This window comes from Flavobacterium akiainvivens (genome assembly GCF_001278115.1).
Classification (GTDB): Bacteria; Bacteroidota; Bacteroidia; order Flavobacteriales; family Flavobacteriaceae; genus Flavobacterium; species Flavobacterium akiainvivens.
Window position 1 is genome coordinate 2576062 of record NZ_LIYD01000005.1, and the last position, 19042, is coordinate 2595103.

The following is a 19042-nucleotide window of genomic DNA, read 5'->3' on the forward strand; positions in this document are numbered from 1 at the left end:
TTAAAAAAGTTCCGCAAGGTATTCAAATTCAGAGCAACAAAAAAAAAATTTGAGTTAAAATAATCGCACAAAACTAACCCCATGATTTTTAAAATTATAAAACATGAGGTGTATTTACTAAATATGTCGGTAAAAATGCAACGAAAACGTTAAAAGTATTTCGCAACCGCCTCTTTATAGGTATCTCCAACAGGAATTACGAAATCTTCAATCTGAAGTGTTTTATTATACAAACTTTTCACTTTTTTAATAGGTATAATGTAAGATCTGTGAACCCTTATAAATTCCGCCTCAGGAAGCTTGGCCAGTATATTTTTCATGGAAACACGCGCCGTTATGGGGTTTTTACCTTTAATATGCAGGCGGATGTAATCATCAAGGCCTTCAATAAGCAAAATATCATCATAATCTATGCGGTGCTGTTTATAATCTGCCCTTACGGTAAGATAGCCGGCACCTGTTGCTGCCGTGCGCTGCCTTTTTTCTTTTACAGCCTTTTCTACAGCTGCTAAAAAACGGTCAAACGAAAACGGCTTGAGCAAATAGTCTATGGCATTTACATTAAACCCCTCTACCGCATACTGGCTGTGAGCTGTGGTAAAAATCACCATTACATCAGGCCCGGCAAGCTTGTAAAAGTCAAGCCCCGTGCGCCCCGGCATATGTATATCAAGAAACAGCAGGTCTACCTGGTTTTTAGCCAGGTATTCAAGCGCCTCATCAGTCTTTGTAAAGGTTTTTTGCAGGCTTATAAAATTTACCTGCCCACAAAAATGAGACACTACTTTAAGCGCAAGCGGCTCGTCGTCTATTGCAATAGCAGTTATCATGACAATATTATTTTAAGGTTTACATTAAAATAGCCCTTTTCATCATTTAGTTTAAGCTCATAGCGGTTAGCATAAAGATAATCAAGCCTCTGCCTGGTATTTTCAAGCCCGTGCCCGCTTTCTTCATCGGGTTGTAGGGCTACAGCAACTTTTTTATTGCACACGCTAAGCTGCAGTGTTTTCTCATCTACAAATATATTTATGGCTATATCTGCCTCTTCTTCAGGATTAAGCCCATATTTAAACGCATTTTCTACAAACGGTATTAAAAGCATGGGAGAGATATACTTACCCACCAGGTTGCCATCTACAATAAAAGCGAACATTGTGGTGTCGTCCATCCTTAACTGCTGCAGGCTCACATAGTTTTTAAGGTAGTTAATTTCGCTTTCAAGCGATACACTTTCGCGGCCGCTTTCGGTAACCACATACCGCATCATGCTCGATAGTTTTAATACGGCTTCGGGGGCGGCATCATTTTTTTCGAGTGTAAGCGCATACAGGCTATTAAGGGTATTAAACAAAAAATGCGGGTTTATCTGCGCTTTAAGATAAGACACTTCAGTCTTTAGTTTTTCCTGCTGTATAACCTCAAGCCTGCGGCTTAGCCTCAATAAAAAAGAAAGGAAAAAAATCAGCAAAAAATGCAGCGTACCCCCTATATACATTGGCGGTATAAAAGTTTGCCTTCTCCACATTCGCGGTGGCATACCCGCACCTTTTGGCATAGGCATGTTCATATTTGGCCCCGGCATACCCCCTGGCATCCCTTCATGAAAAAACAGGTTGGGTATTAGCAGGGTTGCCAAAAGGCAAACCACCACAAGCCCGAAAAATATTTTAAACCTGCGCGTAAAATAAAATTGGGGTACCAGGTAAAAAAAATTAAAGTAAAAAAAGCCCAGCAATAAAATATGCGATAAAAACTCCCGCTTAAAGGGATCTATGCGCAACAGGCTTGTTTTGCCATGGGTATCGGGGCTAACCAAAACGGGCACACTTATATATAATAAAGACCCAAGCAATGCCAGCAGGTAATATTGTGTTTTTTTTGCCATTAGACTAAAATATACCCAAAACTACACCAATAATATACAACCTATATATATTAGCGGTTAAAGCCTTATTTAATACGGTAAAATACAAATTCTTAATGCGGCCTTGCAAATACTCTTTCTAAAAAAGCGTATACTAAATTAGGGTAGTTATGTTTTTAACTGTTTAATTACATTTATCCAAAATTAACAATTCTTTACAAATTTAAATTCAGGCTTTTATGCAATTATTTCGCTTGAAAGTTTGGTTTAATTTTATATTTTTATAAAAAAATTAACAAATTGCTATGCAGTGAAACTTTACCCTTATCTTACACTACTTCTACTACTTGTTTATAGCACTTATACCTCAGCACAAAACGATTGCCCTGAGGCAATAATGGTTTGTGGCCGTGCCGATTTTTATGACCTGGAGGCAGAGGGCTTTGGCGACCTGCTGGAAATTACATCGGGCAACGCATGCCTTAGCGGCGAAAACAATACCGTTTGGATTGAAATACTTATAAAAGACGGCGGCACCCTGGGCTTTGACCTTACACCGGCAAACCCAAGCCTGGTAACCGATTTCGACTTTTGGCTTTTTGGCCCGGATGTAACGTGCAGTAACCTGGGCACAGCGCTAAGGTGCAGTACCACAAACCCGCTACAGGCCGGTCTTAATTATGTTACCACAGGTATGAATGAAGAAAGTGAAGATACGAGCGAAGGCCCCGGCCCTGATGGCGATGCTTATGTAAACTGGATAACTGTAGAAGACGGGCAAGCCTACTACCTTATTGTAGACCGCCCCCACGGCAACGGCAATTTTAGTATTGACTGGACCGGCACGGCAACGTTTCATGATATCCCTGAATTTTTAAACCCAGACAACATAACGCTGGATATGTCTGATTGCGACGGCAATTATATGTATGACCCTACGTTTGCCTTTAACCTTACTGCACATGAGGCAATGTGGACCGGAACCCAAACCTACGTTGCTTTTACCTACCACACCAGCCTTAATGATGTTACAACCGGCGAAGACCCCATAGAAAACCCTTCAGCTTATCAAAACGTTACAAACCCGCAAACCATTTATGTGCGGATGACCAACACCGTTACAGGATGTTATGACACCGAAACCTTTACCATAACGCGTGAAATACTCCCGGCCGGAGATCCGTTTAACTTATTTGAATGCGACGATAATAATGATGGCTATGCCGTTTTTAACCTTGCCGAAAATAATAACAGTGTTATAAACGGGCAGGCTAACTGCACCGTTACCTATTATAATGACATTGTAAACGCTATGGAGGGCATTAATGACATTGGCCCGGTGTACCAAAACACCACCCCCTACAGCCAGGTAATATATGCAAGGCTTATGCAAACCGGGTGTGATGGGTATGACCTAAAAGAGTTTACCATTACTACATCGCAGCCGCAGTTTGAAAACCCTAATAACATAAACATTAACCTGAGCCAGTGCGATGATGATGGTGTAGACGACAACTCAACCCCGTTTAACCTTACCGTGCACGAAGATATGTTTGCAGGTGGCAATAACAGCCTTATTTTCAGCTACCACATTACCCAGGAAGCAGCTAATAATGGTAGCCCCGCCATAAATAATCCTTTGGCTTATGCCAATACCGGTAACCCGCAAACCATTTATGTAAGGGTTTTAGATACCGAAACCGGATGTACGAACACCATACCGTTAACACTAACCATTACCAGCGAAATTACAGCAGGCGCACAACCGCTTACGTTTTGCGATTATGGTAATGATGGCCAGGAAGAAGCGGTACTCAGCACTTATGATGCTATAATTAAAAACGGTAATACCACAGCTGCCGTTACCTACTACCTTTCTGAAGAAAATGCCCAAAACAGCGAAAACCCAATTACCACATATACCGCCACTTATGATATGCAACTACTATGGGCAAGGCTGGAAAGCACCCAGGGTTGTTTTGCTTATGATGTGGTTTCGTTTTATGTATGGGCAGTACCGGTACCGGTTGCAAACAATCCGGATAATATTAGCCTGAACCAGGAATCGTGCGATGATGATAACGTTAATGACGATGCTACCGGCTTTAACCTTACACTGCATGAAGCCATGCTGCTGGGCAGCCAGACAGGCTTTACCGTTACCTACCACCACACCCAGGAAAATGCCGAAACCGGGCAGCTACCCATTGGTAACCCATACAACTACATAAGCTCTATTCCGGTTAAAACCATTTATATGCGCATTGCTAATGAATATGGCTGCGAAACCGTTGTTCCCTTTACCATAGAAATTACAGAACCCCTTGCGCCGGGCAACCCTGTAAACCTTGTTTTGTGCGACGACAACCAAAATGGCATCAACACCTTTAACCTTGCACAAAACTCAGCCACAATAATAGGCAACAGTATAGATGGCGCCGTGAGTTACCACGCCACGCAGGCCGATGCCATAAACGGGTTTAATGCACTGCCCACTACATTTACAAACACTACACCTTACAGCCAGCATATTTGGGCAAGGCTTTACAATACCGCCGGATGCCAGGGCTTTTACATAAGGCATTTTACCATAAATATACAGCCGCTGCCACAGTTTCAAAATCCTGATAACCTGGACCTAAACCTGGCCGACTGCGATGATTTTGGCCCGGATGACCAATCTACCCTGTTTGATCTTACCACTCACGAAGCTGCTTTTACCGGCTTTCAGCAAAATATGTATTACAGCTATTTTACAACTTTACAGGCCGCTGAAAATGGCATAACCCCTATTGGCAACGCACAGACTTATGCCAATACATCTAACCCGCAAACTATTTATGTACGGGCATACAATTCGCAAACGGGCTGCCACAGCATTATGCCCTTTACACTAACCGTAACCAACCCCGTTGTAGCTGCTACACCTCCGCAGCTTGTAGGGTGCGATATAGATGGTAATGGCTCAGAGCTGGTAGACCTTACCCTTAATGATGCCTTTATCCAAAACGGCAACACAACTGCAGCTATAACCTATTATACTACTGAAACCAACGCTGTTAACGAGGTTAGCCCCATTACCACTTATCTGGCTGCTTATACCGTTACCACACTATATGCCAGGCTCGAAAACACCGAAGGCTGCTACGGGCATGATATTATACCTATTACCGTTGTTGCCATGCCGTTGCCGGTATTTAATATCCCCGCAGGAACTGACCTTACCCTTACGGAATGCGATGAAGATGGCGTTATGAACAACAGCACCGCCTTTGACCTCACAGCCCACGAAATCTTGTTTGCAGGCACACAAACCAATATGTGGTTTACCTATTACACTACACTGGCCAATGCACAGGAAGGTATAAGCCCTATAGCAAACCCGCATGCTTATGTAAACACATCTACACCGCAGGTAATTTATGTAAGGATGGAAAACCAGGGTGGCTGCGCTTCGGTAACTGCATTTAATATAGAAATACTTAACCCGCTATATCCGGGTGAACCCCTCGATATGGTGCTGTGCGACGACAACAAAACAGGCTTTAACTTGTTTAACCTTGATGATAACGATTCGCTCATAATAAACGGCACACCTAATGCCGCCGTTACATACCACCTCACCCTTGCCGATGCCCATGCTGCAATAAACCCGTTGCCACTGCCCTATCAAAACCAGTGGGCTTACAGCACCCAGATAATTTATGCAAGGCTACAGGGCACTACTGCCTGTACAGGATATAACATTATGGCTTTTACCATAAGGGTACAGCGCCTGCCACAGTTTATCAATCCACAAAATACTGATATCAACCTTACCGATTGCGATGACTATGGCCCTGATGACCAGGCAACCCTGTTTGACCTTACCACACACCTGCCCATGTTTTTGGGCACACAGCCCGATATAACAGTAAGCTACCATACCGATGATACAGAGGCTGCAAACGGCACAAACCCTATAGGCCTGCCGGAAAGCTACCTCAACACCAGCAATCCACAAACCGTTTACCTGAGATTGTTTGACCCGGTTACCGGCTGCCAGAACATATTGCCATTTACCCTTGAAGTAATAAACCCACTTACAGCCGGCACACCTCAAAATCTTTCTGAATGCGACTTCAGGTCTACCGGCCACCAGTTTTTTGACCTTACCGTAAATGATGAAGCCATTAAAAACGGTTACCCCAACACGCAGGTAACCTATTATGCATCGCAACAGGATGCCGAAAATGCGGTAAATGCAATAGGCCCCACTTATGTAAACCTGCAACCCTATGCAACACAAACCATTTGGGCAAGGCTGGAAAACAGTAGCGGCTGTTATGGTTATGACATTACATCGTTTACAATACAGGTTTTAGAAATACCAGAGATACACTACAGCATATCTACCCACGATTTAACGGCAAACAACAATTCTATAGCGGTAAACGTAAATAATAACCCACAGGATTTTGAGTTTTCATTAAATGGAATCGACTACCAAAACAGCCCTGTGTTTACAGAACTGCCTGCCGGTATTTATACGGTTTACATACGCTCAGTAAATGGTTGCAAAACCATAAACACAGAGGTAGCACTGTTAAACTATCCAAGGTTTTTTACTCCTAACGGAGATGGCGCCAATGATTACTGGAGTGTTGATTTCTTAACGTTTTACCCCAATGCCCACGTGTTTATTTTTGACCGTTATGGCAAGCTGGTAAACAGCCACTGGGGTAAAGACACCGGTTGGGACGGTACAAACAACGGCCACAACCTTTTTGCAAGCGACTACTGGTTTTTAGTAGAAATGGATAACCGCAGCTTTAAAGGGCATTTTTCCCTTGTGCGGTAAACCGGCTCTTCTTACTACCACATAATATATATTAAAATGAAGCAAACTCTCACCTTACTATTGCTTTTGCTGTCATGCTTTTGTATTGCCCAAAAAGAAGCCAACAACTGGTTTTTTGGCAACCATGCCGGTATAAAATTTAACGATAATGGCTCTGTAAGCATACTTTCGGGCAGCCAGATGACTACAAACGAAGGTTGCAGCACCATAAGCGACCCAGATGGCAACCTGCTGTTTTATACTGACGGGCGCACCGTTTGGGATCATAACCATATTGTAATGCCAAATGCTAACTACACTGCGGGCACCGGCCTTATGGGCGACCCATCAAGTACGCTATCAGGCATTATTGTACCTAAAAAAGGAGACCCGAATATTTACTACGTTTTTACGGTAGACGAACCCCACCACCAAAATGCAGATGCTTATCCTAACCAGTATACGGGCGATTATTTTGAACCAAACGGAACACAGTTTCAGCCCGCTGCCGATGACGGATTTAACAATGGCCTAAACTACTCTGTGGTAGATCTTTCGGTTGCAGGTACTAACGGAAGCTCCGGAGATGTTACTACAAGCAATGTTCATTTGCTAACCTATGACCCAAATAATATTGACGAGGCAAAATATAAATGTTCAGAAAAAATTACAGCCGTTAAAAACCATAATGGCACCGGCTACTGGGTGCTTGCCCACTTTACAGATAAGTTTTATGCCTTTTTTATAGATAACAATGGGGTTAATAGCACACCGGTAGTTACTGCTCTTACACCTTTAGTACCGGTGTCTGGCTACAGGCGCAATGCAATTGGCTGTTTTAAAGTATCGCCAGACGGCAATTACCTTGCCATTGCACACCAGCAACTGGGCACCGTTACCGGGGGCAACGACAGCAACGGCTGTGTTTACCTTTATGATTTTGATAATCAAACAGGTATTGTATCTAATCCACAGCTTATTGTAAATAATGTTAATCCATACGGCGTTGAGTTTTCGCCACAATCAAAAAAACTATATGTTTCTGTAGAAGGCAGTGTCCTTCAGTATGACCTTGAGAGCAGCAATATTCCCGGCTCTTCAGTTACTGTTGCCTTCAGGTCTGGCACTTCCATGCAACTTGGGCCTAACGGCAAAATATACAAAACAGTTAACGGTTCCGCTTTATTAGATGTCATTAACGACCCTGATGAATTAGGCACTAACTGTAACTATGCTATGAATGGTGTTGCATTAGAAAACGGCACCTATGGGGTTTTTGGATTGCCTCCATTTATTACCTCATTATTTTCGGCAGCTATAAAATTTGAGTACACCTGCCTGGGCGACACAACAGAATTTGAGCTGGATGTAAACAACAGCTTTGATGCTGTATCATGGAATTTTGGCGATGGTTCTGCCCCTTCAACCGATACAGCACCACAGCACACATTTGCCACAGCAGGTACATATAATGTTATAGCTACCATTACACGTGAGGGAGAAACAAGCGATGTTTCGCGTGAGGTCATCATTCACGAAACGCCTAATATAAGCGCTACCCCCACTATTACAGAGTGTGACCCCGATAATGACGGTATCGCTACGTTTAAGCTATCTGACAACAATGCCTCAATACTGGGCAGCCTTAACGCATCTCAGTTTACGGTAAAATACTTCCTTAGCCAGGCAGATGCTGTAGCCAATACGGTTACCCCGCTTAACGCAACATCTTACAACAATACAGCAAACCCACAAGCTATTTGGGTAAGGGTACAAAACAACAGCAACAATCAGTGTTATGCCATAGGGTCGTTCCAGATAATGGTAAGCAACACACCGGCATTGGGAGAAAATACCCTTGAACTATGCGATGATGATACCGATGGTAACGATGCTAACGGCCAGGCTACCTTTAACCTGAGCACACTCACAACACAGTGGGTGCAAAGCACGGGTTTTACCACTACCTATTATGCATCTGAAACTGATGCGGAAGTACCGCAAAACCCACTACCACAAAATTTTAATAACACCACACCAAACAGCCAGGTAATATACGGTCGGATTGTAAATGATACCTATCCTGACTGTTTTGCCATATTACCGGTAACCCTTACCGTAAATCCGTTGCCGGATAATGTACAGGATGCCGTATTAATACAGTGCGACACAGGATTTGCCCCTGATGGCCTTACTCCATTTAACCTTACAGAGGCAAACAACCAGTATACCAACGGCAATGCAAACTTATCTGTAGCTTACTATATTGACGATACAGCAGCCCAGGCTGAAACAGGCGCTATTAGTGGGGCATTTACCAACACGGTCAATCCGCAAATCATAAGCGCACGCGTTACCAATAGCGTTACAGGCTGTTACCGTATACTGCCCCTTGAACTGCACGTTACTGCGAATGTTTTTGATGCTGTAGAAATTGAGCGTTGCGATGACGACGGCACCGAAGACGGCCTGGCACTGTTTGACCTAACACTTCCCGGCTTTGAAACACCGGGCACAACGGTTGTATATTACCCTGACCTTCAAAGCGCACTGATGGAACAAAACGCCATTACAACACCCGAGGCCTATACAAATGAGGTAGCCACACAACAATCAGTATTTGCAAGGATTGAAGAAAACAATGCCTGTATGGCCATTAGGGAGGTTATACTGCATGTGCGGCCATTACCTGATATAGAAGTACAGGACACTGCGCGTGTATGCCTTAACACTCTTGATTTCATTCAATTGGACTCTGGTGTATCCGCTAATGCGCAAAATTATGCCTACTTGTGGAGCACCGGCGAAACTACACGCACCATTCGTGTTAACCAGCCGGGGGTATATACCGTTACAGTTACAGATATTACGCATGCAACACTGTGCAGCAAAGTGCGCACCATTACTGTTACACCCAGCAATATTGCCCATATAGATGATGTGGTGGTGGTAGACCTTACCGAAAACAATACCGTTACCGTTTACGCATCTCCTTCAGGAGGGGTAGATACCAGCTACCTGTACAGCCTTGACAGGCCAAACGGCCCGTGGCAGGAATCGCCATATTTTGAAAATGTAGAACCGGGCATACACACCCTATATGTATATGATGTAAATGGCTGTGGCATTGTAAACGAACAGGTATCAGTACTGGCAATACCAAAATTCTTTACGCCAAACGGGGATGGCATTAATGACTACTGGCACATTACCGGTATAAACGGCAGGGACTTTAACAACAGTAAGATTTTTATATTTGACCGCTATGGCAAGCTGTTAAGCGATGTAAAAGCCACAGGCCCGGGATGGGACGGGCGGTACAATGGCCACGATATGCCAAGTACGGACTATTGGTTTCTGCTAAACCTTGAAGACGGCAGGACTATAAGAGGGCATTTTTCAATGGTAAGATAGCTTTTAGCTTTCAGCCATCAGCTTAAAGCAGTTCCTTAGCTGGGTCCCAAAAAAGCGTTTCAAAATTCTGAATCTGGTTGTTTTTCACCTTTACGCCCTCATTTTCAAGAAGCTGCTGCATAAGGTTAGTACCTTCAAAATGGTGCTTTCCGGTTAGCAGGCCTGTGCGGTTTACCACGCGGTGTGCAGGTACATCCTGGTTATGCGATGCATTCATGGCCCAGCCCACCATACGTGCCGAACGGGCGGCACCCAGGTATTTTGCTATGGCTCCATAGCTGGTAACACGCCCATAGGGTATAAGGCGGGCAACTTCGTACACCTTTTCAAAGAAATTATCGTTAGATGCTGCCATTGGGTTTGTATTAGCGGTTTTGCAAAATGCGCAGTAGTGTAACCAACGCTATAAGCCCGGTTATAGAGCCTATAAAATAGTTTACGTTTCGCATAAAGAAATCAGTTTTGTGCTCAAACTTCTTAAAGAAAACAATGTACAGGTAAAACACCGTAAATGCACCTGCTACTACCCCCATTACAAACAAAGGCACAAAAGGATTGGTAAACTTAAAAAAGCCGTAAGCCGTAAACGATATACTTATAAAAACATAATACGGTATAGGGAAAAAGTTAAGCCCCGAAAGCAGCACCCCCATAAAGAAGTTGCCGGTGTTGCTTCGCATTTTTACCATATCCTTGTCTTTCTTTTTCTTCTTTTTTTTCTTTTTGGCAACCAGTAAAAAGTACACTGTAAGCAATGCAAAAATGCATATACCTACTTCTTCCAGCATTTCTATAACATCCGGCCGGCTGTTTATAAACTTGGCAAAAGAAACGGCTATGTAAGCCTGAAAAAACACTACAACCGCAGCGCCAACAGCAAAAAACATGGCGTTTTTTCTTCCTTCCTTAAGGCTTACCTTGGCTGCCGTCATATTAAGCAGCCCCGGCAACAGCGTAGCTACAAATGATATGGCAAACCCCACAATAACCGGAAGGATAAAATCCATGCTTTACTTTATTTTAAACTTTATATAGGTTATGGCTTTGCCTTTTTCAAGATACTGCTGCTCATAAAACGTTTGTATGGCGGTAACAATCTCAGGTGCGCCCTCATTGCGGTATACATGGTGGTTGGCATACAGCACCTCATGGCCCTGGCCGTGCAGCAATCCAAGTGTGTAACCGTGCATAAACTCGCTGTCGGTTTTAAGGTTTACAACACCATCAGCTTTAAGAATTTTTTTATAACGCTGAAGGAATTCACTATTGGTAAGCCTGTGCTTGGTGCGCTTGTATTTTATTTGCGGGTCTGGAAAGGTTATCCATATCTCACTTACTTCGCCTTCGGCAAAAAAGTGTTCTATAAGCTCAATTTGCGTACGTAGAAACGCAACATTATTAAGTCCCTCACCGGCAGCAGTTTTAGCACCACGCCAAAAACGCGCGCCTTTTATATCTATACCAATATAGTTAGCCTCGGGGTAGCGTGTAGCCATACCTACGGTATATTCGCCCTTACCACAACCCAGTTCAAGTATTATTGGCTTATCGTTCTTAAAAAAATCAGCATTCCATTTGCCTTTCAGCGCAAAGTTTCCGGCAACAGCCTCTTCACGTGTTGGCTGCAATACATTGCCAAACGTTTCATTCTCTCTAAAGCGCTTAAGTTTATTCTTACTTCCCACTCTTAAATTTAAATTTTTGGTAAAATTAGCGAAATATATGCGAAATGAAATAATTATAGATTGCACTTATTAAATACTTATCAAAAAAATAACAGCCTGTGTTGCAAACGAAGAAGAAGATACTGGTAGCACCATTAAATATGGGGCTGGGGCATGCCACACGCTGTATACCTATAATAGAGGCATTAGACAACCATGGCTTTGAGCCGGTAATAGCTTCAGACGGGGCTGCGCTGGCATTATTAAAGCACGAATTTCCGGGCATCCAGGCTTTTGAACTGCCTCCATGCCGCATTGACTATAATTATAAAGGCACCTTTTTTAAGGTTAAGCAACTGCTGGGCATGCCCCGCATATTGCGTTGTGTAGCCCGTGAACGCCGCCACATAGCCGAACTGGTTAAGAAGTACAACATTGAGGGAATAATATCAGACAGCAGGCCCGGCGCACGCAATGCCGATGTGCCCAGTGTTATTATTACCCATATGCTAAACGTGCCCGGCGACACAAACCTTATAACCAGCGAACTGCACAAGCAGTTTATACGCCAGTACAACGAGTGCTGGGTGCCCGATGTAAAAAACGGCACTAACCTTTCGGGCAAACTGGGGCATACCGAAGACCCTACGCTAAAGCTAAAATACATAGGCCCTATGAGCCGCCTGCATAAAAAGCCGGCAGAAAAGAAGTATGACCTTATGGTACTGTTAAGTGGCCCTGAGCCCTACCGCACACAGCTTGAAGAAAAACTTGAAAAAGAGCTTCAGGACTATAAAGGCAGTATTATTTTTATTCGCGGGATAATAGAAGCTGAAGAAAAAGCAGAACAAAAGGGTAATATCCTGTATTACAACTTTATGAATACCGCCACACTGGAAGAAGCCCTTAATGAAACCGAAATGGTGGTAAGCCGCAGTGGCTACAGCACTATTATGGATTTGGCCAAGCTGGGCAAAAAAGCTTTTTTTATCCCTACACCGGGTCAGTATGAGCAGGAATACCTGGCAAAAAAATTACGTAAATCAGGGCTTGCACCTTTCTCAAACCAAAAAGGGTTTAAAGCCAAAGATTTAAAAAAGGTTGAAAATTACAAAGGCCTTAAAGAAGTGAGCAATATTGCAAAATGGAAAGATTTATTTAGTCTTTTCGAGGGTAAATGAAAACTCAGACCCTTTGCCATAAGTACTTTCTACATACATTTTTTCGTCGTGGGCTTCAATAATGTGCTTTACAATACTTAAGCCAAGTCCCGAACCGCCCTCTGTACGTGCACCGCTCTTATCTACCCTAAAGAAACGTTCAAACAAGCGCGGTATGTTTTTAGCCTCAATACCTTCACCGTTATCTTTAATACGCACTATAACCTTGTTGTTAACCAGGTCTTCTATAGCCACTTCGGTAGTACCGTTCTCATTACCGTATTTAATAGAGTTTACCACAAGGTTAGTTACCACCTGCTGTATTTTTTCCTGGTCGCCATATACCATTATGGGTTTGATATACTTCATATCAAACATAAGCATAATGCCTTTCCTGTCGGCTTTCATTTCAAGCAGGTCAAATACATTTTGTATAAGCTCTACAATATTAAATTTGGTAAAGTTAAGATTCAGGTCGCCCACCTCCATTTTAGTAATCATATCCAGGTCCTGCACAATATAAATAAGGCGCTCTACACCTTTTTCGGCGCGTTGCAGGTATTTTTTGCGGAGGGTTTTATCATTCATAGCACCGTCAAGCAGGGTGAGGAGGTATCCCTGTACGGTAAATAACGGAGTTTTAAGCTCATGCGAAACGTTACCCAAAAATTCGCGGCGGTATTCTTCACGAATTTTTAGTGTTTCTATTTCAATCTTTTTGTCGCGGGCAAATTTTTCCAGCTCCCGCGTTAGCGTAGCCATATCTGTAGTGATAGACTTGTTGCGCAGCGTGCTCGATTCAAGAAGGGCGATGTCATCATATATTTTTTTAACACGGCGGTATATAAACCTTTCTACCCTGTATTGCAATACAAAAAACGAAAAGGTAAACACACACATACCAAAAAGCAGCACAACCGTCCAGCTAAATTGCAGGCACAGACTAAGCAGCCCTGCTAAAAAAAACGCAGAAAATAAGGTAATATAGATTGCCGATTTAAAGGCAAACTTATAGGATTTCTTTAATTTTAATGACACTAAATTTCGAGCTTGTAGCCCACGCCCTTGATGGTTTTAAATATTTCGTCGCCTATTTTTTCACGAAGCTTGCGAATGTGCACATCTATAGTACGGCCACCCACAACCACTTCGTTACCCCACACTTTATCAAGAATTTCTTCCCTTTTAAATACCTTGCCCGGTTTAGAGGCCAGCAGGTAGAAAAGTTCAAACTCCTTGCGCGGCAGTACAATTTCGCGGTCTTCAATTACAATTTTGTATTCTTCGCGGTTAATTTCAATATTACCCACTTTTAATACATCTTCTTTATTATCGTCTTCTTTAAGCCTCCTTAACAAAGCCTTTACCTTGCTTACCAAAAGTTTCGGCTTAATAGGCTTGGCAATATAGTCATCGGCCCCGGCATCAAAACCGGCCACCTGGCTGTAATCTTCGCTCCTTGCGGTAAGGAATGTAATAATTACATTGTTAAGCTCAGGCAGTTTCCTAATGTTTTCTACTGCTTCCATGCCATCCATTTCGGGCATCATCACATCAATAATTATCAGGTGCGGAAGTTCTTTCTTAGCCTTGGCTACTGCCTCTTTGCCGTTAACAGCCGTAATAACCTGATAGCCTTCCTGAGAAAGGTTATATCCCACAATTTCAAGGATATCCTGTTCGTCGTCCACTAACAAGATCTTAATGTCTTTTTTCTTCATTTTTGACGCTATGTAGTTGTTTAGCGGTGGTAAAGGTAAAGATAATAAAAAACCATCAAATAGGCTTAACGGTAATTTAATCTGTTAACAATTTAATAATAAATGCTAAATCTAAACCTAACGATTGCCTAACATTAGGTTCATTGCCCCGAAGTTACTTTGCCGCAAAATTATACAACACGAAATGAAACTTAAATTCTTAGTACTCACTCTTTTTACTGTCCTTATGGGCTTTGCTCAGGAAAAGGCCACCATTAACGGTACTGTTACCGATAACGAAATGGATGGTGCAGGCCTTGCATTTGCCAGTGTAAACATTAAAAACACAACCGTAAGCACCACTACCGATGAAAACGGCGCTTATACATTTAAGGTTGACGCAGGCACTTACACCCTTGTGTTTGACTTTCTTGGTTATGAAACCAAAGAAGTTGAAGTAACGGTAGCAGCCGGCGAAACCAAAACGATAGACCAGCCCATGGGTGCCAGCAGCGTAGAGCTTAACCAGGTAGTTATAGAATCTACCGTAAGCCGCGAAAAAGAAAGCGCACTTTTAGCACAGCAAAAAAATGCCGTTGAAATGAAACAGGCCATAGGTGCACAGGAACTTAGCCGTAAAGGTATAGGCGATGTGGCTACTGCCGTTGCAAAAACATCGGGCATATCTAAGCAGGAAGGCAGCAACAACGTTTATGTAAGGGGCCTTGGCGATCGCTATAATTCAACATCTATGAACGGGCTACCAATACCTTCTAACGACCCTGAAAAGAAAAACATTTTCCTTGATATATTTACCACTGATATTGTAGATGTTATATCAATAGACAAAGTATACAACACCAAACTTTTTGGCGACTTTGCCGGTGGTAACGTAGATATTATATCTAAAGAATACCGCGGAGACGGCATGCTTGAAGTATCTGTAGGCGCAAAAGGAAACACCAATGCACTGAACAAAAGCGGCGAATTTTTCCTTCAGGATGGCCCGGGCAAATTTGGCTTTACAAACAATTCTTACCCTTCAAACGCCCTTACAGGCTTTAACTTTTCAAACTCTCTTAACCCTACAAAAGAAAGCCCGTATGCCGGAAGCTTTGGTTTTAAAGCCGGCGAAAGCTACAACATAGGCGAACAGGGCAAACTGAGTCTTTTTGCTACTGCAAGCTACAGCAACAGCTATGATTTCCGTGAGGGTATTAACCAAAACGTAAGCGCCCAGGGCGCCGAAATAAAATCGTTCAACCAGGAACGTTTTCAGTACAACACAAATACAACAGGCATGTTTAACGCGGCTTACCGCATAAACGATAATAACAAGATATCCTACAACCTGTTATTTGTTAACTCATCAGACCAGTTTCGCGATACCTTCTCTGGTTTTATAAGGGATATTGCCGAAGACGATAACGGTTTAATGCAAAGGGGTACTTATGTAAAAAACAGCCTTATGATTAACCAGCTTATTGGTTCTCATAAAATAGACAGCCTTACTACGGTAGACTGGGGCGCATCTTACAACACTGTAAAAGGCGATATGCCGGACAGGACTCAAAACACCCTTAAAAACGTAGACGGCGTTTGGAACATTGCCCAGATTACCACTACAGACAACCACCGTTACTACCAAAAACTTACCGAAGACGAACTTGCTGCAAGAATAGCCATTACCCGCAAACTGGGTGTAGATGAAAACGGTGAAGCAAGGGGTAATATTAGTGCAGGATATAACGGCCGTTTTAAGCAACGTGATTTTGAAGCCATACAGTTTAACTTCAGGTTAACCGGTAGCGCCATGACCACACCTGTAGACCCTAACAACCTTGATGCTTTCTTTAACCAGAACAATTACAGCAGCGGCCTGTTTAGCATAGAGGCTTTTGCAGGCATGACCCCTCAAACCTATAGTGGCGACCAGGATATACACGCCGGCTTTGTAAACGCTGATTACAGACTGACCGATAAGCTAACGGCAAGCGTGGGCCTAAGGTATGAAAGGATTACTCAAACCGTAAACTGGAGAACCCAGCTGGAGCCGGTACCAAGCTCTAACACATTTAACAGGAACGAGTTTTTACCAAACCTTATCCTTAAGTATGAGCTAAACGACAAGCAAAACCTTCGTTTTGCAGCCAGCAAAACCTACACACTGCCACAGTTTAAAGAAAGGTCTCCGTTTGTATATGAAGATGTTACCGAAATTAAATTTGGTAACCCTTACCTGTACCCGTCTACAGATTATAATGTTGACCTTAAATGGGAATTCTTCCCTGAAAACGATGAGCTTTTCTCTGCAACAGTATTTGGTAAGCTAATAGAAGACCCAATTAACGAGGTTAACCTTGCATCTTCTACTAACGACATTTCGTGGGTAAACATAAGCGACCAGGGTACTGTATACGGTATTGAAATTGAGGCTCGCAAAAACCTGTTTAGCCTTGATACAGAGTTTACAAACAAACTGTCATTTGGCTTTAACGCTTCATACATGCAAACCCAACAGGACCTTGATGCAGAAAAAGTGCGCACTGAAACCCAGGGCAGGCTTAATACAAACTTTACCAATACAGAATCAAGCTTTACCGGTGCATCAGACTTTTTACTGAATGCCGACCTTTCTTACACCCGCAACTGGAATGCCGATAGCGGTATTACTGCAACGGTTATGTACTCTCATTATTCAGACAGGCTTTATGCACTGGGTATTGAGCAAAAAGGAAACCTTGTAGACAAAGGCATGGGCGCGCTTGACTTTGTAGTAAAATCACGCCTGGGCAGGCATTTTGGTGTAGACCTTGTAACACGCAACCTGCTAAACCCTGAGTTCCAAAGGATACAACAAAACGCAAGCGGCTATGTTCCGGCAGTTACTTTTAAGAGAGGTACTTATGTTGGCATTGGCGTAACATACAAGCTATAATCCAAACTTAATAACAACAATTTGCTCACATTGAGTTAACCTTGATTGAGCCCTGTTTACTGAAATTTGCAATCAAAATAACATAACAAAATGAAAAAATCAATCGTAAAAATTCTTGCTCTTGCATCTCTGTCTTTTGCCCTTGTAGTTGTGTCTTGTTCAGACGACGACACCGCTACAGCTCCTTCTTCAAGCTTCGTGATTAACCGCGATGCTCTTCAGGGAGATATTACTGATGGCGTTGTTACTCTTGAATCAGGAACTTACAAGCTTACTGCCCCTCTTTTTGTAAGGGCTGGTGCTAAACTGGTTATTAAGCCAGGCGTAATAATTGAAGCTACAACTGTAAACGAAGCAAACCCTGCTATCCGTTACATTGCTGTAGCACAAGGCGGCCAAATCGACGTACAGGGTACTGCGTCTTCACCGGTAGTAATGACTTCTACAGCTCACGTTCCGGGTTCATGGGGTGGTCTTGTACTATGTGGTTCAGCTCCTATCAACAAAGGTGCTTCAGCTACTGCAGAAGTTGGCCTAAACCTTACTTATGGTGGTACTAACGCTGCTGACAACTCAGGTTCTATTAAATACCTAAGGGTAGAATATCCTGGTTATGCTTACAACAGTGAAAAAGAATTCAACGGTGTTTCTTTCTTCGGTGTAGGTAACGGTACAGTAGTAGAAAACATAGAAGTTTACCAAAGTTCTGACGACGGTTTTGAGTGGTTTGGTGGTACTGTAAACACTAAAAACCTTGTAGTATTTAACAGTGGTGATGTAGTGGGTGACGACCTTTTTGACTGGACTGAAGGCTGGAACGGTACTAACGAAAACTGGTACGGCAAAAGGACTAACGGCGGTAACAGGGGTATTGAGGCCGACAACAACTCTAATGACCACGTTGCTACTCCAATATCTAACCCTAACATTAAAAACCTTACACTTATAGGTGCTGGTGATCTTGGTGCTGAGCCACAGGCTATCAAACTAAGGGTGGGTACTAAAGCTATATTTGACAACGTAGTACTAAGCAACTTTAAAACCGGCTTTGACGTTCAGCACAACGAAAGCGTTGCAGCTGTAACTGCTGGTCAGCTTAAAGCTACTAACGTTAAATTTGACAACGTTGCTACTAAGGCTAAAGGTACTAACACTGCTGGTGAAACTGTAGACGTAAATGCTATCTTTACTGAAAGCACTACTGCTACAGGTGCCGGTAACGGTACTGCTGCTCCTACATGGGCACAAGGCTGGACTACAGGTATATAATTGCCAATATAACCCAGGTTATTTAAAGCATATTTTTAAAGGCTGCCAATTGGCAGCCTTTTTTCATTTATAACCACGCTATTTATGTTAACTCCAAAAAATAACGAAACACAATACGTTAAAAAAATAAATAAAATTTAATATTTTTTCATAATAAAATTTGGTATAGTATTTGAAATAAATTTTATACATTTACAACGTTAATCATCAT

The 19042-nt window shown here is 42.8% G+C and carries 12 protein-coding genes; 5 read left to right on the forward strand and 7 right to left on the reverse strand.

Annotation, left to right across the window (positions count from 1 at the left end):
- Positions 1-149: 149 nt before the first annotated feature.
- Both AM279_RS11625 and AM279_RS11630 read right to left on the reverse strand, forming a co-directional pair.
- The gene (locus AM279_RS11625) at positions 150-830 is read right to left on the reverse strand and encodes a LytR/AlgR family response regulator transcription factor (RefSeq protein ID WP_054408206.1); all 681 of its coding nucleotides are present in this window, start codon (positions 828-830) and stop codon (positions 150-152) included.
- Positions 827-1888, reverse strand: a complete 1062-nt coding sequence (locus AM279_RS11630) for a sensor histidine kinase (protein ID WP_054408207.1) — start codon at positions 1886-1888, stop codon at positions 827-829. The genes AM279_RS11625 and AM279_RS11630 overlap by 4 nt, the downstream gene beginning before the upstream one ends.
- A 289-nt stretch (positions 1889-2177) precedes the next feature.
- Between AM279_RS11630 and AM279_RS11635 the strand changes: the two genes are divergently transcribed.
- Together AM279_RS11635 and AM279_RS11640 are read left to right on the forward strand one after the other, a co-directional pair.
- Positions 2178-6707, forward strand: coding sequence for a T9SS type B sorting domain-containing protein (locus tag AM279_RS11635; protein WP_143090288.1), 4530 nt, complete (start codon positions 2178-2180; stop codon positions 6705-6707).
- Positions 6708-6743: 36 nt separating this feature from the next.
- Positions 6744-10100 (forward strand): T9SS type B sorting domain-containing protein, encoded by a 3357-nt coding sequence (locus tag AM279_RS11640; protein WP_082344216.1) that lies wholly within the window; start codon positions 6744-6746, stop codon positions 10098-10100.
- A gap of 22 nt (positions 10101-10122) precedes the next feature.
- Here the strand turns inward: AM279_RS11640 and AM279_RS11645 are convergent, their stop codons facing one another.
- Genes AM279_RS11645 through trmB form a run of 3 tightly spaced genes read right to left on the reverse strand, consistent with a single transcriptional unit; the run spans position 10123 to position 11785 of the window.
- Positions 10123-10455: an MGMT family protein gene (locus AM279_RS11645; protein WP_054408210.1), complete on the reverse strand. Its 333-nt coding sequence runs from the start codon at positions 10453-10455 to the stop codon at positions 10123-10125.
- Positions 10456-10465: 10 nt separating this feature from the next.
- Positions 10466-11107, reverse strand: a complete 642-nt coding sequence (locus tag AM279_RS11650) for a LysE family transporter (protein ID WP_054408211.1) — start codon at positions 11105-11107, stop codon at positions 10466-10468.
- A gap of 3 nt (positions 11108-11110) precedes the next feature.
- A complete protein-coding gene (trmB, locus tag AM279_RS11655; protein WP_054408212.1) occupies positions 11111-11785 on the reverse strand; it encodes a tRNA (guanosine(46)-N7)-methyltransferase TrmB in 675 nt (224 codons plus the stop codon).
- A gap of 98 nt (positions 11786-11883) precedes the next feature.
- On the opposite strand from trmB, the gene AM279_RS11660 reads away from it, so the two are divergent.
- On the forward strand, positions 11884-12945 hold the full coding sequence (locus AM279_RS11660) for a glycosyltransferase (RefSeq protein ID WP_316948690.1): 1062 nt from the start codon (positions 11884-11886) through the stop codon (positions 12943-12945).
- Here the strand turns inward: AM279_RS11660 and AM279_RS11665 are convergent.
- Positions 12919-13962, reverse strand: a complete 1044-nt coding sequence (locus AM279_RS11665; protein ID WP_054408214.1) for a sensor histidine kinase — start codon at positions 13960-13962, stop codon at positions 12919-12921. The genes AM279_RS11660 and AM279_RS11665 overlap by 27 nt on opposite strands.
- The gene (locus AM279_RS11670) at positions 13962-14645 is read right to left on the reverse strand and encodes a response regulator transcription factor (protein WP_054408215.1); all 684 of its coding nucleotides are present in this window, start codon (positions 14643-14645) and stop codon (positions 13962-13964) included. Before AM279_RS11670 ends, AM279_RS11665 begins: the two co-directional genes overlap by 1 nt.
- Before the next feature lie 184 nt (positions 14646-14829).
- Here AM279_RS11670 and AM279_RS11675 point away from each other — a divergent pair, with 184 nt between their 5' ends.
- On the forward strand, positions 14830-17562 hold the full coding sequence (locus tag AM279_RS11675) for a TonB-dependent receptor (protein WP_054408216.1): 2733 nt from the start codon (positions 14830-14832) through the stop codon (positions 17560-17562).
- Between the two features lie 90 nt (positions 17563-17652).
- Positions 17653-18831: a hypothetical protein gene (locus AM279_RS11680; protein WP_054408217.1), complete on the forward strand. Its 1179-nt coding sequence runs from the start codon at positions 17653-17655 to the stop codon at positions 18829-18831.
- The last annotated feature ends 211 nt before the right edge of the window (positions 18832-19042 follow it).